The organism is Streptomyces sp. NBC_01294 (assembly GCF_035917235.1).
Classification (GTDB): Bacteria; Actinomycetota; Actinomycetes; order Streptomycetales; family Streptomycetaceae; genus Streptomyces; species Streptomyces caledonius.
Genome location: NZ_CP108423.1, coordinates 5752518 through 5766969 on the forward strand (window position 1 = coordinate 5752518; position 14452 = coordinate 5766969).

Here is a 14452-nt window from a genome sequence, read left to right on the forward strand (position 1 = left end):
AAACCCCGTTGCCAGGGCGCGGGCGGGGCGACGATCATGACCGCATGACCGATATCGAGGTACTGCGCTACACCGCCTTCTCCCGCGACCCGGACGGCGGCAACCCCGCCGGGGTCGTGCCCGACGCGGCCGGGCTGGACGCGGACGCGATGCTGGCGATCGCCGCCGGGCTGGGATACAGCGAGACGGCCTTCCTGACCGCGCCGCCCGAGGGGCTCGGCGGCGAGCAGGGGCGGTCCTTCACCGTGCGCTACTTCAGTCCGAAGGCGGAGGTCCCGTTCTGCGGGCACGCGACCGTGGCCACCGCCGTGGCGCTGGCGGAGCGGATCGGGCCGGGGGAGCTGCTGTTCGCCACCCGGGCGGGGACCGTGCCGGTGTCCGTCACCTCCGAGGACGGGCGGCTGCGGGCCACGCTGACCAGCGTCGAGCCGCACACCGAGGAGATCGGCGCCGCCGACCTCGCCGAGGCGCTGGCCGCGCTGGACTGGCCGCAGGCCGACCTGGACCCGGCGTTCCCGCCCAGGATCGCCTACGCCGGGGCCCGGCACCTGGTGCTCGGCGCCGGGACCCGGGCCCGGCTCGCGGACCTCGCGTACGACTTCGCCCGGCTGGAGGCCCTGATGCGGCGCCTGGACCTCACCACGGTCCAGCTCGTGTTCCGGGCGGGTCCGGCGGAGTTCCACGTACGGAACCCCTTCCCGGTCGGCGGCGTCGTGGAGGACCCGGCCACGGGAGCCGCCGCGGCCGCCTTCGGGGCGTACGCCCGGGAGCTCGGCCTGATTCCGGCGGACGCCGTGCTCACCCTCCACCAGGGCGAGGACCTGGGCCGCCCGGGCGTGCTCACGGTGGAACTGCGCGAGGGGGAGGCGCGGGTGCGGGTGGGTGGCGAAGCCGTACGGATCGCGTGAGCGCGTACACCGGCACGCACCCGCGCCCGTGCGGCCCCGCTCCCGGGGGCTCCGCCCCGGGACCCCCGCGCCTCAAACGCCGGCGGGGCTGGACGTTCCTCGGCGGAGGCCGGAGGTGAGTCCCAGGATGCGTGTGCTCGGCTTTGTCGAGGCGGAGGTGCCCGCGGCCTTGGCCCGGCAGGTGGCCGTGCTGGAGGCGGGGGTGTGGCCGGGGTCCGCCCCGGGCCACGATCCGGCGCTCGCCCCGCGGGTGATGCTGCTGGTGGACGGGGCCGGGGCGGTCGCCGCCGCGTTGGCCCTGCTGTACAAGGAGATCCCGCTCGCCGGGCGGACGTACCGGGCGGCCGGACTCAGCGCGGTCGTCACCCGGCCGGAGCTGCGCGGCCGCGGGCTCGGCGGCCGGCTGGTCGCCGCGGCGCACGCCGAACTGGCGGCGGACCCGGCCGTGGACGTGGCGCTGTTCAGCTGCGACCGACCGCTGGCGCCGTTCTACGAGGCGGCCGGCTTCGCGCAGCTGCCCGGCACGGTGCTGGTGGGCGGGACCCCCGGGGAGCCGCTGGCCACCGACGCCCCGGGCTTCGACAAGGCGGTGCTGGCGGCCTTCTTCACGGACACCGCGGACCGGGACCGCGAGGCCTTCACCGGGGTCCGGGTCCCGCTCCACTCCGGACCCGTCGACCGGCTGTGGTGACGGCCGCCTGCGAGGGACCCGCCCCGCCGCCCCGCCGCCCCGCCGGTCAGCCGGCGGGCGCGGCGTCCGCGGGCTGCGCCTGCGCCCCGGCCGGGCGGCGGCGGTCGACGAGGAACAGCACCAGCACGGGGACCACGTACAGCGCCCACACCGTGAGCTGCAGGACGGTGGGGTCCGGCTGGAAGTTGAAGACGCCCTTGAGCACGGTTCCGTACCAGCTGTCCGGCGGGACGGCCGCGCTGACGTCGAAGGCCTTGTCGGCCAGGCCGCCCAGGAAGCGGGCCTCCTGGAGGTCGTGGATGCCGTACGCGAGCACGCCCGCGGCCACGACCACCAGCATGCCGCCGGTCCACTGGAAGAACTTCGCCAGATTGATCGTCAAGGCGCCCCGGTAGAAGAGGTACCCCAGCACGACCGCCGTGGCGATCCCCAGCAGCACGCCGATCAGCGGCGCCGAGGAGCCCTCGCCGCTGGCCCGTACCGACGCCCACACGAACAGCGCGGTCTCCAGCCCCTCGCGGCCGACGGCCAGGAAGGCGGTGGCGACCAGTGCGCCGGTGCCCATGGCCAGCGCCGCGTCGAGCTTGCCGTGCAGCTCGGCCTTCAGATGGCGCGCGGTGCGCTTCATCCAGAAGACCATCCACGTCACCAGGCACACGGAGACGATCGACAGGCCGCCGCCCAGCAGCTCCTGTGCCTCGAAGGTCAGCTCCTGGGTGCCGAATTCGAGCATCGCGCCGAAGGCGAGCGAGATCGCGCAGGCGATGGCGATGCCGAGCCACACCGGACGCAGGGCGTCCCGGCGCCCGGTCTTCACCAGGTACACGACGAGGATGCAGACGACCAGGCTGGCCTCCAGCCCCTCGCGCAGGCCGATCAGATAGTTGCCGAACACGGCGGTCATTCCTCTCCGGGCTCTGTGACGGGGACTACGCGAACAGCGTCCGGCCCCACCAGTCGTCCTGGTCGCGGACGCCCGGCGGGACGGCGAAGACGGCCGAACCCACGTGCTGGATGTATTCGTTGAGGACGTCGGACTTCGCCAGGCTGCGCTGCACCGGGACGAAGCCCTTGCGCACGTCCCGCTGATAGGCGAGGAAGAACAGGCCCGCGTCGAGGCGGCCCAGGCCGTCCGTGCCGTCGGTGAAGGAGTAGCCGCGGCGCAGCATCATCGCGCCGTTGTTGGTGTCCGGGTGCGCGAGACGGACGTGCGCCTCCGGCTTCATCGCCTTCAGGAAGGGCTCGTAGCGCTCGCTCTCACGTTTCCGGGCCGGACACGGCCCTGTCACGGACCCTCCACGGCCATCCCATGGACGGGTCAAATCGCGGTCAAACCCGGCTCCGCGGGCCACTGTTCGGACGGTGCGGACGGCGTGGCCGGTGCGGCTCCGCGTACGGGGACCACGAGCGGGGCCCCGGTGCGCGGGTGCGGGAGTACCTCGACCGGCTGCCGGTAGACCCGGCTGAGCAGAGCGTCCTCGAACACCTCGGCGGGCGGCCCGTCCGCGGCGATCCGCCCGTCGTGCAGGACGGCGGCCCGGTCCGCGTAGGCGGCGGCCAGCCCCAGGTCGTGCAGGACGACGACGACCGCGTCGCCGGCCTCGGCCCGCTCCCGGCAGATGCGCAGCACGAGTTCCTGGTGGCGCAGGTCGAGTGCGGCGGTGGGCTCGTCGAGCAGTAGCAGCGGGGCCCGCTGGGCCAGTACGCGGGCCAGCGCGACCCGGGCCCGCTCACCGCCGGAGAGGGCGGAGAAGGGGCGCGCGGCGAAGTCAGTGACCTCCGTGGCGGCCATGGCGGCGGCCACCGCCCGGTCGTCGCCCTCGGCGAAGGGGGTGCCGGCCCAGGGCGCGCGGCCCATCCGTACGACGTCCTCCACCGGGAAGGGGAAGGACAGCGCGGCCGACTGGGGCAGCACGGAGCGGCGCAGCGCGAGGTCCGGGGCGCTCCAGTCGCCCACCGGGCGGCCGTCGATCCGGATCACCCCGGAGGCGGCGGGCAGGTCGGCGGCGAGCGCGGCCAACAGGGTTGACTTGCCCGCGCCGTTCGGGCCGACCAGGGCCAGCACCTCACCGGCGCGGGCGGTCAGGTCGATGCCGGCGAGGACCTCGCGCTGCCCCAGCCGGACGTGCAGGCCGACGACTTCGGCGAAGGCGTCACCCGGGGCGGGCCGGGCCGGGACGGTCCTGCGCGTGCGGGTGAGCAGCCCGGTCAGCTTGCTGGTCACGCCCAACCTCCTTGCTTGCGGCGGGTGCGGCGCAGCAGCCAGAAGAAGAACGGGCTGCCGATCAGAGCGGTCAGGACGCCGAGCGGCAGCTCGGCCGGCTGGGCGAGGGTCCGGGCGGCGAGGTCGCCGCCGACCAGGACCACGGCGCCGGCGAGGGCGCTGCCGGGGACCAGGAAGCGGTGGCCGGGGCCGTTGGCCATCCGCAGCAGGTGCGGGACGAGCAGGCCGATGAAGGTGATGACGCCGGCGACGGCGACGGCGGCGGCGGTGAGCAGCGCGACGACCAGGATGAGGGCGAGGCGCAGCCGTTCCACGTCGATGCCCAGGTGGCGGGCGGGCCGTTCGCCGAGTGCGAGCAGGTCGAGCCGGCGGGCGTAGAGGGGGGCGACGAGCAGGCCGGCGAGGGCGCAGGGGAGGACGGCGAGCACCTTGGGCCAGGTGGCCTGGGCGAGGGAGCCGAGCTGCCAGAAGGTGATCTGGTTGACCTGGCCGCTGTCCGCGAAGAAGACGAACAGGCCGATGAGGGCGCCGGCGAAGGCGTTGACGGCGATGCCGGTGAGGATGAGCGTGACGACCTCGGTCTTCCCGCCGTTGCGGGAGAGGAGGTAGACGGCGCTGACGGTGATCAGGCCCGCGACGAACGCGCAGACGGTGATGGTCCAGTTGCCGAAGAAACTGAGGCCGAGGCCGATGGCGGCGACCGCGCCGACGGCGGCGCCGGCCGAGATCCCGATGACGCCGGGTTCGGCGAGGGGGTTGCCGAAGACGCCCTGCATGAGGGCGCCCGCGCAGCCGAGGCTGGCGCCGACGAGCAGGGCGAGGACGACGCGGGGGAGGCGTACGTTCCACAGCACGCTCTCGCCGACCCGGTCGAGGGGGGCGCCGCCGAGGCCCAGGTGGTGCTGGACGGAGGCGAGTACGTCGCCGAGGGGGATGTCGTAGGCGCCGACTCCTGCGGAGAGCAGGGCGAGGAGGAGCAGGGTCGCGGTGAGCGCGGCGGTGAGCAGCGGGGCCCTTCGGCTGCGCCGCTGCTTGACGGATCCGGCTGTGGCGGGGCCGGTTGCCTCCGGCAGGGCGGGCGTGGTGGGGCCGGTTCCGGCGGGGCCGGTTGCCTCCGGCAGGGTGGTTGTGGTGGGGCCGGTTCGGGCGGGGCCGGGCGTGCCGGTTGCCTTCGGCAGGGCCGTTGTGGTGGGGCCGGTTCCGGCGGGGTCCGTGCCGGTTGCCTTCGGCAGGGCCGTGGTGGTAGGGCCGGTTCCGCCGGGGCCGGGCGCGCGCCGGGGCGTCTCCTCGGGCGCCGAACGTGGCGGGGGGCCGGAGGGCGCGGGGTGGTTGCGTTCGGCGCCCTGCGGGGATCGCCCCGGCACACTCCCGACCCCGTCGGAACCGGCGGCAGATTGCTGCGGCACGCTCCCGACTTCGTCGGAGTCGGCGGGCTGTGGGGATCTCTCCGGCATGCTCCCGGCCCCGTTGGGGCCGGTGATGTCCGGCGACGGCGATCCTGCTGCGTTCCGGCCGGCGAGGCCACCGGCTTCGGGTTCGTGGAGGGTCACCTCAGGCGGCCTTGCCGTAGAGCTGGGCGATCAGGGTGGACAGCACCTGGTCGGTGCGGGGGCCGTAGTTGAGCAGGACGCCGTCGTCGACCGCGACCACGCGGCGGTCCATGCCGGCCGGGGTCTGCGCGACGCCCGGGATCTTGACCAGGCCGTCGACGCCGCCGACCGATTCGAGGCCCTTGGACATGACGAGGATCGCGTCCGGCGCGGCGGCCGCCAGGGCCTCGCTGGTGATGGGGGTGAAGTCCTTGCCGAGGCCGGACTCCTTGCCGGTGTCGACCGCGCCGGCCGCCTCCAGCAGGGAGGCGGCGCCGGAGTCCGATCCGCCGAGGAGGTAGACGGACGCGGTGCCGCGCAAGTAGAGGAAGGCCACCCGGGGCTGCTTCTTCGAGGCAGCCGGAATGTCCTTGCGGACGGCGGCGATCCGGTCGGCGGTGCGCTGGTTCAGCTGGGTGCCGGCCTCCTTGACGCCGAGCGCCGAGGCCACCGCGTCGATCCGCTTCGGTACGTCGTCCAGTGCTTTGGCGGGGGCGATGACCAGGACGGGGATGCCGGCGTCACGGATCTGCTGAATCGCTTCCGCGGGACCGCTGGTGGTCTCCGCCAGCACCAGCGTCGGGCGCAGGGAGAGCACGCTCTCCGCGGAGACGTCGTGGCCACGTGTCACCACCGGCAGCTGGGCGGCCTGTTCGAAGGTGGCCGTGATGTCGCGGGCGACGACCTGCTTGCCGAGGCCCAGCGTGTGGACGATCTCGTTGAGGCTGCCGGTCAGCGGGACCACCCGGTCCGCGGAGGCGACCGTGACCTGGGCGCCGTCGGCCGAGGGCACGGTCACCGGCAGCGCGGGAACGGGGACCGCGGCGAGCGGTTCCACCCGGTCCGGGGCGGCGGCCCGAGTGGGGGTGGATGGGCTCGGGTTGGCGGCCGTACCTCCGCAGGCCGTCAGCGCGAATGCCAGTGTTGCCGCGGCAAGGGCGAGACGGGGAAAGCGGTGTGACGCGGCGGGCGTAGGCACGAAGGCACCGTCCTGATCGTCCGACTGAAGGTTCTGGGGACCGGGGGGTTCTCATCCGGCCTGATGGTAGCTTAGGTTAGCCTAACCTTGCTTGCTAGACCCTTGGAGGGGGCATTCATGCCCACGAGACCCGTCCGTGCGTTCGCCGTCACCCTGTTGGCGGCTCTGCTGGGAGCCCTGCTCCCGGCGACCGCCGCCCGAGCGGGCACCGTACAGGGGGGTCGACTCGACTGGGGTATCAAATCGTCTTTCCAGAGTTATGTCACCGGTCCGATCGCAAAAGGCAGTTTCAAGCTGAAGAGCGGGGCCGCCACGGTCGGCGGCAGCCTGTTCCGCTTCCACTCGGCCGCCGGCTCCTACGACCCGGACACCGGCACCTTCGAGGCCTCCTACTCGGGCGGTGTGACCTTCCAGGGCCACCAGAAGCCCGACGGCGTCCACGAGCTGGACATGACCGTCAGCAACCCCACCGTCAAGATCAGCGGCGGTAGCGGCACCCTGTACGTCGACGTCTCCAGCAAGGCCAAGGACACCGGCGCGGTCAGCAACCAGTCCCGGGTGCCGTTCGCGACGCTCGGCCTCGGCGGCGTCAACATGAAGGGCGGCGCCAGCCCGCTGGCCCTGACGAACATCCCCGCCACCCTCACCGCCCAGGGCGCCAAGGCCTTCGCCGGCTACTATGCGGCCGGTGCGCAGCTCGACCCCGTCTCGCTCTCCGCCGACGTCAAGTCCGCCCCCTCCGCGCAGCCCTCGCCGTCGGCCACCGCGCAGCCGGGTGCCACGGCCGAGACCCCGCAGGCGCAGGGCGCCTTCACCGACGCCGCCGTCGACTGGGGGGTGCGCCGCACCTTCCGCGAGTACGTCACCGGTTCGGTCGGCCAGGGCAAGTGGACCCTCGCCGAGGGCGCCCAGGACGGCGGCGCGCTGTTCCGCTTCCCGCAGGGCAAGGGCGCGTACGACGGCGCGAAAGGCACGCTTGACGCGGCCTTCGCCGGCACCGTCCAGTTCACCGGCGCCCACCTGGACCTGACGCTCGGCAAGGTCGGCGTGAAGGTGGAGAACGGCAAGGGCGTCCTGTCCGCGGACGTCACCACCGGCGGCCAGACCAAGAACGCCGTCGCGCTGGTGGAGTTCGACGCCAAGGGCCTGAAGACCGAGGGCAAGCTCGCCACGCTCACCGAAGCCCCCGCCACCCTCACCGAGGGCGGCTCCCAGGCCTTCAACTCCATGTACAAGGCCGGCACCGAGATGGACCCCGTCTCGCTCGCGATCGCCCTGGACTCCACCGCCCAGCTGCCGGCCCTGCCCGACCTGGGCTCCACGGCCTCGCCCGCACCCGCGTCGCCGGCCGCCGAGCCCGCTCCCACCGCGAAGGCCGGCTCCTCTTCCGGCACCGGGCTCTTCATCGCCCTGGCCGTGGCCGTCCTGGTCCTGGCCGGTGGCGGCGCCTTCCTGGTGTTCCGCAAGCGTCGTACGGCAGCTGCCCCGGCAGCGGCCGCGGGCCCGGACGCGGCCGCCCCCGAGGCCGCGCCCACCGACGCACCGCAGTAAAGCCCCGCCCCCGCCCTCGTTCCCCCTTCTGTTCCTCCAGGAGTTCCCAGCCATGTCGCCCATCCGCCGCCCGATCTCCCTCGCGGCCGCCGTCCTGACCGCCGCCGCGCTCGGGACCACCGCCTTCGTCCTGCCCGCCACCGCCGCGGGCGGTCCGCCCACCGCACCGGTGAAGGTCGTCGGCGGCTCCCTCGACTGGGGCGTGCTCGCGAGCTACCGCGCCTACGTGACCGGCATGGCCAAGGGCACCATCACCGTCGCGGACGGTGCCAAGCAGAACGACGACGGCACCCTGAAGTTCGTCGAGCCGACGGGCCAGTACGACCCGGCCGGCGGTCACGTGGTGAAGGCGGCCTTCAAGGGCAGCGTCACCTTCTCGTCGCCCTCCCCGCCGACCGGCCACGGCTTCGAGGTCAAGCTCTCGGACATCCGCATCGACACCGGCACCAAGAAGCTCACCGCGGACGTCACCAAGGCCGGCGCCACGACCCAGGACGTACCGCTGGCCACGGTGGCCTTCGCCGGCCAGTCGATGGCCAACCTGGAGACCAAGCTCACCAAGGAGGCCGCGGACGCGCTCGGCTCCGCGGGCTACGAGGGCAAGACGGGCGACCCGCTCACCGCGAAGCTGGAGTTCGAGCAGCCCCCGACCCCGCCCAAGCCCACGCCGACGCAGCCCACCCCGAGCGTCACCGCGCCCACTCCGACCGCGCCCACTCCGACGGCGCCCACCAAGCAGCCCACGGCTCCGGCCGACGGCGTGCAGAAGGTCCTCAGCGGCAAGCTGACGTGGGGCGTGAAGGAGTCCTTCCGCAAGTACGTGCTGAGCGCGGGCTCCATCACCCCGGCCGGCGGGGCCGGCAAGAACGGCGACGTCTTCGACTTCGCCTTCGGCAAGGGCGAGCTGGACGTCAAGAAGCAGAAGCTGAACGCCTCCTTCGAGGGCAACCTCCGCTTCCAGTACGCGGCCCACGGCATAGACATGACCTTCGCCAACCCGCGCGTCGACGCCACCGGCAAGTCCGGAACCCTGTACGTGGACGTCAAGAACGCCTCCGGCAGCAAGGCGGCCGTCCCCTTCGCGACGCTCGACCTGTCGAAGACCGACTACAAGACCAAGGGCGGCGTGCTGGCGCTGAACGCGGTTCCGGCGGCCTTCACCGCCGAGGGCGCGGCGGCCTTCGCCAACGACACCACCGGCTCCATGTACAAGGCGGGCGACGCGATCGACCCGGTCTCCTTCTCCGTGGCGGTGGACAAGGACGCCGTCCTGCCGACGACGGGCACCACCGGAGGCACGGGCGGTACGGGTGGCACCACCGGCGGTACGGGCGGCACCGTGGGCGGCGGTTCCGTCGGCGGCAACCTCGCCGCAACCGGCGCCGAGATCCCGGCCGCGGCCCTGCTCACCGCCTCCGGCGTGATCGTCGCGGCCGGCGCCGGCGCGGTGTTCCTCGCGCGCAGGCGGCGTACGGCCCAGGTCTGAGCCGTGTTTCAATTCCCGCGTGAACGATCTCGACGTGTTGAAGGTCTTCTGCGCGGGTGACGGCCGCTTCGGCAACCTGCTCGGTGTCGTACGCGACGGCCGGACCTGCCCCGACGACGCGTCGCGGCAGGCCCTGGCCGCCGAACTCGGCTACAGCGAGACGGTGTTCGTCGACGACCCCGAGCGCGGGGTCGTCGACATCCGCACCCCCGGCACGCGCATGTCATTCGCGGGACATCCGCTGGTCGGGGCCGCGTGGCTGCTGGACATCGAGGAGCTCCAGCCGCCCGCCGGATCCGTATGGGCCCGTGACGACGGGGAGTTCACCTGGATCACGGCCCGCCCCGAGTGGGTCGAGGGCAAGCGCACCGAGCAGTACGCGTCCGTCGCCGAGGTCGAGGCGCTGCCGGCCCCGCCGCAGGGCGAGGGCTGGCTGTACGCCTGGGCCTGGGAGGACGAGGCCGCGGGCCGCGTGCGGGCCCGCGGTTTTCCGCGCCGCCCCGACGGGATCATCACCGAGGACGAGGCCACCGGCTCGGCGGCGATCCTGCTGACGGCCCAGCTGAACCGCGCCCTGAACATCATCCAGGGCGCCGGCTCCCAGATCCTCACCGCCCCCGGCCCGGACGGCACGGTCGAACTCGGCGGCCGCGTCCGTTTCGCCCCGACCCCGGACCGGATCTGACGGGAAGCCATCAGGTGTTGCCTGATGTCGTCGGCGGCCAGGACCGCCGCCATCGCGCTGGTGGCCGCGGCGGTCGGGGCGCCGTCTCCGCCGTTGGCGAGTTCCCCCGGAGTGCTGAAGGACCATCCGTTTCCGAGCCAGGCCAAGGCGGTGACGTCGCCCTTCCAGTCGCAGTAGTACACCCGGGGCTGCGAGGTTCTGGTGAGCGCGACGGCCATCGGGCTGTATTCGGCGGCGAATTCGGCACCCGAAGACTGTCTCAGGTTCTCCTGGGACCACCACTTCCGGCCCGTCGGGTACTGGTTGGTGGGTGCATCGACATTGTGGGACAGCTGGCAAGGGTTGTTGTTGACGTCCAGGTAATAGATCCGCCGGAGATCCGAGCCGAACCCGACGGCCGCGAGCGGGGTCACAGGACAGATCGGAAACAGATTCACCAACGTACTGAGGTTGGTCACCGAGGGTTCCTGGTTGTGTGTCCAGGCCACTTCCATGACGTTGCCGCGGGTGTTCAAGTAGTAGATGAACACCCTACGGGTGTAGGCGGTGACCATCGTCGACAACGGACTGGCAGCCGAAGCCGCCGGGGGCCTGTTGTAGTTGCGCAAGGTCCAGGTCTTCTTGTTCTTGTGCCACAGCCGCACAAGACGGTTCGATGCGTCGAAGTAGTGGACCGTTACGCCGCCCGGCACCGTGACGGCCAGCGGACTCCGGATGCCGGCGACCGGCGCGCCGATATCGGTGGTGAAGTTCCGCCACCGCACATCCTGGCCGTCGACCGCCAACTCGATGATGCTGCCGTACGTGTCCGCGTAGTAGATCCGCTGGGAATCCGTTCCCAGCGACACCGACGCCAGGCCGTTGCGGGGGGAGGCGAACGGCGCGACCGGCTTGGGCGGCCCCGGGCCACCCGGCGGCCCCATGGAGTCCTCGGCGGAACTCCCGGCCTCCGGCAGGGAGAAGTTGAGATCCCGGCACACCCATTTTCCGTCGCGCAAGGTCACCTCGATCACGGTGACGATCTTCTCTTTCCCGCCGAGCGCTCCTAATTCCATGATCTCGATCCGTTCCTGTGGTCATCGAGCCCCCTCTCGACGCTCCGCCTCCCCGCACGGTCCCACCACATTCGTTAAGCCATATGGGTGACGTCGGACTCTGTGCCGTCGAGGCCCGTAGGTATTCCGCGCAGGAGTGAAGTGAGTACGCGGGCGCTGACGCGGCCGGCGGGCGCCGCGGTGTGATGGCGCCATGACGAAGACTTCGGTGATCCGCCGCCCCGACGAGCGGCAGCGGTGGCTGCCGGTGGCGGCGCTCTTCACCGCGCTGGCCCCGGCGGCCGTGTGGTGCGGCCGGGCGACCTCCTACCTGCCCGGCTTCCCGCCCGGGTTCGCCTACTTCTACGCCTTCCCGCTGGCGATGGTGGCCTTCACCTGGATCCCGCCCCGGACCGACGCGCAGCGCAGGAGGCGTCTCGCGCTGGGGAGCATCGGCTGCCTCCTCGCCTTTCTCCACCCGCACCTGGTCCTCGTCGCGGTGCTCACGCTCTGGGCGTTCTCGGGCGGCTGACGCGGGCCGCAGGGCGGGATTTTTTACCGACAATACGTCGGGAACTCATTGACTTAGGCAAGCCTAAGTAGGAAGATCGGGCGTGACGGTGATGCCGTCACGCCTGTTTCCCCTTCCTGGAGGTCCGCCTTGGACGCCTTCTCTACGGTCATCCGCGTCGCCTCGCACGAGCAGCACACCGAGGCCGAGACGTCGACCTTCATGAGCGATCTGCTGGGTGGACGGCTCGGCGTGGACGCGTACACGCGCTACACCGAGCAACTGTGGTTCGTGTACCGGGCCCTGGAGGACGCGGCCGAATCGCTCAAGGACGACCCGGTGGCAGGCCCGTTCATCCAGCCCGAGCTCATGCGCGTCGCCGAGATCGAGCGCGACCTCGCCCACCTGGTGGGCCCGGACTGGCGCGAGAGCGTGGTGGCCCTGCCCGCGACGCGTGCCTACGCCGACCGGGTGGCCGAGTGCGCGGCGCAGTGGCCGGGCGGGTACGTCGCCCACCACTACACCCGCTACCTGGGCGACCTCTCCGGCGGCCAGATCATCCGCGACAAGGCCGAACGCACCTGGGGCTTCGAGCGCAAGGGCGACGGCGTCCGCTTCTACGTCTTCGCGGACATCTCCAATCCGGCGGCCTTCAAGCGGACCTACCGCGAGCTGCTGGACGCCATAGCGGCGGACGACCTGGAGAAGCAGCGCATCATCGACGAGTGCAAGCGCGCCTTCGACTTCAACGGCGCGGTCTTCCGGGAGCTGGGCGAGCAGTTCCCGCTCAGCGCGTAGCCCCGGGGAGTCCGCGGGAACAGGGCCGGGCCCGGTGCACAGGTGCACCGGGCCCGCTCGTGTTCGCGGAGGGACCGCAGGACTAGGGGAGGGTCAGGATCTCCGCGCCGGAGTCCGTGACGACCAGGGTGTGCTCGAACTGCGCCGTCCGCTTGCGGTCCTTCGTGACGACCGTCCAGCCGTCCTCCCACATGTCGTACTCGTGGGTGCCCAGGGTCAGCATCGGCTCGATGGTGAAGGTCATCCCGGGCTCGATGACGGTGGTGGCGTGCGGGCTGTCGTAGTGCGGGATGATCAGGCCGGAGTGGAAGGAGGAGTTGATGCCGTGGCCGGTGAAGTCCCGGACCACGCCGTAGCCGAAGCGCTTCGCGTACGACTCGATGACCCGGCCGATGATGTTGATCTGGCGGCCCGGCTTGACCGCCTTGACGGCCCGGTTCAGCGCCTCGCGGGTGCGCTCCACCAGCAGCCGCGACTCCTCGTCCACCTCACCGCACAGGTAGGTGGCGTTGTTGTCGCCGTGCACCCCGCCGATGTACGCGGTCACGTCGAGGTTCACGATGTCGCCGTCGCGCAGGACGGTGGAATCGGGGATGCCGTGACAGATGACCTCGTTCACGGACGAGCACAGCGACTTCGGGAAGCTCCGGTAGCCGAGCGTCGAGGGGTAGGCGCCGTGGTCGCACATGTAGTCGTGGGCGACCTTGTCGAGCTCGTCGGTGGTCACCCCCGGCGCGATCAGCTTGGCGGCCTCTTCCATCGCCTGGGCGGCGATCCGGCCGGCGATGCGCATGGCCTCGATGGTCTCGGCCGACTGCACCTCCGGTCCGGTGTACGGAGTGGGTGCGGGCTTGCCCACGTACTCGGGCCGGCGGATGTTTCCGGGAACGGAACGGACGGGGGAAAGCTCGCCTGGTACGAGCAGCGACTGGCCAGACATGCAAGCGAGTGTATCCAGCGGGGATGGGGCAGCATGGCGGCAGAGAGCGGTAACGAGAGGAGCCCGACAACGATGGCCCTGTTCAAGAAGCGCCAGGTGGGCAAACCGGGCGAGTGGTACTACTGCCTGGTCCACAACAAGGTCGAGGAAGGCCCCGAGTGTCCGGCGAAGGACCGTTTCGGTCCCTACGAGACGCCGGAGGAGGCGGGCCGCGCCATGGAGACGGCGCAGGAACGCAACCTCGAATGGCAGAACGACCCCAAGTGGAACGACAAGAGCCGCGGGGAAGAAGAGGGCACGGCCCCCTGACGGGCCGTGGCCCCGGGGGCTCCTACCAGCGGCTGGGCGGCGGGGCGGTCAACTGATCGGCCAGCCGCGCCAGCCGGTCCCGCAGCCGGCGCGACCCGCGCTGCACCGGCATGCCGTTCTCCCCGGCCGCCGCGCCGACCAGGTGCTGCACGGTGTCGAGATCCAGCTCGGCGCCGTCCTCCGGCACCGACAGCGCATCGTGCGCGAGCGCGCCCAGCTCCCGGTCCCCGCCGTCCAGGGACAGTACGGTCGCCCCCGCGCGCCGGGCGTCGTGGACGCGCTCCAGCAGGCCCTCGCCGGGCTCCCCGGGCGCCACCACCAGCAGCGTGTGCCCGCGCCGGGCCGCCTCCAGCCGGCCCAGCCCCACCGACAGGTGCGGCGGCTCCCCGGGCCGCACCCGGTGGCGTACGAGCGTCGGCGCCAGCTCCGGCAGACCGGACCAGGCGGCCTCGTCCACCAGGTGCGCCGCCAGGTGCCAGGGCTCGTAGCGCTCGGTCCCCACCAGCAGCAGGTTCCCGCCGGCCGGCACGACGGACCGCCGCAGCGAACCGGCGAAGCGGCGCGCGGCGCCCGGCCACTGCGTACCGGCGAGCACCTCGCGCAGCAGCGCGACCCTCACGGCATCCATATCGGGCATCCTGCACCATCCGGCGCACCCGGGGGAGCAGTTCACCCGCGGACCCCACCGTTGTCGCACGGAACCCGGGCCCGTCGCCCGTCGGACCCGGGCGGACCCCGCGGCTCCGG

The 14452-nt window shown here is 72.4% G+C and carries 14 protein-coding genes and 1 pseudogene; 8 read left to right on the forward strand and 7 right to left on the reverse strand.

What is annotated here, in order from left to right:
• The first annotated feature begins 44 nt into the window (after nucleotides 1-44).
• Nucleotides 45-908, forward strand: coding sequence for a PhzF family phenazine biosynthesis protein (locus OG534_RS25995; protein ID WP_326591113.1), 864 nt, complete (start codon nucleotides 45-47; stop codon nucleotides 906-908).
• A 127-nt stretch (nucleotides 909-1035) separates the two neighbouring features.
• On the forward strand, nucleotides 1036-1599 hold the full coding sequence (locus tag OG534_RS26000; RefSeq protein ID WP_326591114.1) for a GNAT family N-acetyltransferase: 564 nt from the start codon (nucleotides 1036-1038) through the stop codon (nucleotides 1597-1599).
• 46 nt (nucleotides 1600-1645) lie between these two features.
• On the opposite strand, the gene efeU is transcribed toward OG534_RS26000, so the two are convergent.
• The 5 genes and pseudogenes from efeU to OG534_RS26025 all read right to left on the reverse strand — a co-directional run bounded on the left by efeU (nucleotide 1646) and on the right by OG534_RS26025 (nucleotide 6391).
• On the reverse strand, nucleotides 1646-2494 hold the full coding sequence (gene efeU / locus OG534_RS26005) for an iron uptake transporter permease EfeU (RefSeq protein ID WP_326593845.1): 849 nt from the start codon (nucleotides 2492-2494) through the stop codon (nucleotides 1646-1648).
• 34 nt (nucleotides 2495-2528) lie between these two features.
• Nucleotides 2529-2861: pseudogene (locus tag OG534_RS26010) on the reverse strand (deferrochelatase/peroxidase EfeB); the annotation flags it as partial.
• Between the two features lie 56 nt (nucleotides 2862-2917).
• Nucleotides 2918-3823 (reverse strand): heme ABC transporter ATP-binding protein, encoded by a 906-nt coding sequence (locus OG534_RS26015; RefSeq protein WP_442807155.1) that lies wholly within the window; start codon nucleotides 3821-3823, stop codon nucleotides 2918-2920.
• The gene (locus OG534_RS26020) at nucleotides 3820-4896 is read right to left on the reverse strand and encodes a FecCD family ABC transporter permease (protein ID WP_442807243.1); all 1077 of its coding nucleotides are present in this window, start codon (nucleotides 4894-4896) and stop codon (nucleotides 3820-3822) included. The genes OG534_RS26015 and OG534_RS26020 overlap by 4 nt, the downstream gene beginning before the upstream one ends.
• A gap of 478 nt (nucleotides 4897-5374) precedes the next feature.
• Nucleotides 5375-6391 (reverse strand): heme/hemin ABC transporter substrate-binding protein, encoded by a 1017-nt coding sequence (locus OG534_RS26025; protein ID WP_326591118.1) that lies wholly within the window; start codon nucleotides 6389-6391, stop codon nucleotides 5375-5377.
• 117 nt (nucleotides 6392-6508) lie between these two features.
• Between OG534_RS26025 and OG534_RS26030 the strand changes: the two genes are divergently transcribed.
• From OG534_RS26030 to OG534_RS26050, 5 genes are all read left to right on the forward strand, one after another.
• Nucleotides 6509-7942, forward strand: coding sequence for an HtaA domain-containing protein (locus OG534_RS26030; protein WP_326591120.1), 1434 nt, complete (start codon nucleotides 6509-6511; stop codon nucleotides 7940-7942).
• 52 nt (nucleotides 7943-7994) lie between these two features.
• The gene (locus OG534_RS26035; RefSeq protein WP_326591121.1) at nucleotides 7995-9428 is read left to right on the forward strand and encodes an HtaA domain-containing protein; all 1434 of its coding nucleotides are present in this window, start codon (nucleotides 7995-7997) and stop codon (nucleotides 9426-9428) included.
• A gap of 19 nt (nucleotides 9429-9447) precedes the next feature.
• Nucleotides 9448-10113, forward strand: coding sequence for a PhzF family phenazine biosynthesis protein (locus OG534_RS26040; RefSeq protein WP_326591122.1), 666 nt, complete (start codon nucleotides 9448-9450; stop codon nucleotides 10111-10113).
• Nucleotides 10114-11361: 1248 nt separating this feature from the next.
• The gene (locus OG534_RS26045; protein WP_326591123.1) at nucleotides 11362-11679 is read left to right on the forward strand and encodes a hypothetical protein; all 318 of its coding nucleotides are present in this window, start codon (nucleotides 11362-11364) and stop codon (nucleotides 11677-11679) included.
• A gap of 129 nt (nucleotides 11680-11808) precedes the next feature.
• On the forward strand, nucleotides 11809-12456 hold the full coding sequence (locus tag OG534_RS26050; protein ID WP_314251161.1) for a biliverdin-producing heme oxygenase: 648 nt from the start codon (nucleotides 11809-11811) through the stop codon (nucleotides 12454-12456).
• Between the two features lie 82 nt (nucleotides 12457-12538).
• On the opposite strand, the gene map is transcribed toward OG534_RS26050, so the two are convergent.
• The gene (gene map, locus OG534_RS26055) at nucleotides 12539-13396 is read right to left on the reverse strand and encodes a type I methionyl aminopeptidase (RefSeq protein ID WP_326591126.1); all 858 of its coding nucleotides are present in this window, start codon (nucleotides 13394-13396) and stop codon (nucleotides 12539-12541) included.
• 72 nt (nucleotides 13397-13468) lie between these two features.
• Between map and OG534_RS26060 the strand changes: the two genes are divergently transcribed.
• The gene (locus tag OG534_RS26060) at nucleotides 13469-13705 is read left to right on the forward strand and encodes a hypothetical protein (RefSeq protein ID WP_326591128.1); all 237 of its coding nucleotides are present in this window, start codon (nucleotides 13469-13471) and stop codon (nucleotides 13703-13705) included.
• A gap of 22 nt (nucleotides 13706-13727) precedes the next feature.
• On the opposite strand, the gene OG534_RS26065 is transcribed toward OG534_RS26060, so the two are convergent.
• The gene (locus OG534_RS26065; RefSeq protein ID WP_326591130.1) at nucleotides 13728-14333 is read right to left on the reverse strand and encodes a hypothetical protein; all 606 of its coding nucleotides are present in this window, start codon (nucleotides 14331-14333) and stop codon (nucleotides 13728-13730) included.
• Nucleotides 14334-14452 lie beyond the last annotated feature (119 nt).

Bases quoted from the DNA above. Each gene is read 5' to 3' on its own strand.
- OG534_RS25995 (WP_326591113.1), top strand. From the start codon at position 45: ATGACCGATATCGAGGTACTGCGCTACACCGCCTTCTCCCGCGACCCG.
- OG534_RS26000 (WP_326591114.1), top strand. From the start codon at position 1,036: ATGCGTGTGCTCGGCTTTGTCGAGGCGGAGGTGCCCGCGGCCTTGGCC.
- OG534_RS26030 (WP_326591120.1), top strand. From the start codon at position 6,509: ATGCCCACGAGACCCGTCCGTGCGTTCGCCGTCACCCTGTTGGCGGCT.
- OG534_RS26035 (WP_326591121.1), top strand. From the start codon at position 7,995: ATGTCGCCCATCCGCCGCCCGATCTCCCTCGCGGCCGCCGTCCTGACC.
- OG534_RS26045 (WP_326591123.1), top strand. From the start codon at position 11,362: ATGACGAAGACTTCGGTGATCCGCCGCCCCGACGAGCGGCAGCGGTGG.
- map (WP_326591126.1), bottom strand. From the start codon at position 13,396: ATGTCTGGCCAGTCGCTGCTCGTACCAGGCGAGCTTTCCCCCGTCCGT.
- OG534_RS26060 (WP_326591128.1), top strand. From the start codon at position 13,469: ATGGCCCTGTTCAAGAAGCGCCAGGTGGGCAAACCGGGCGAGTGGTAC.
- OG534_RS26065 (WP_326591130.1), bottom strand. From the start codon at position 14,333: ATGGATGCCGTGAGGGTCGCGCTGCTGCGCGAGGTGCTCGCCGGTACG.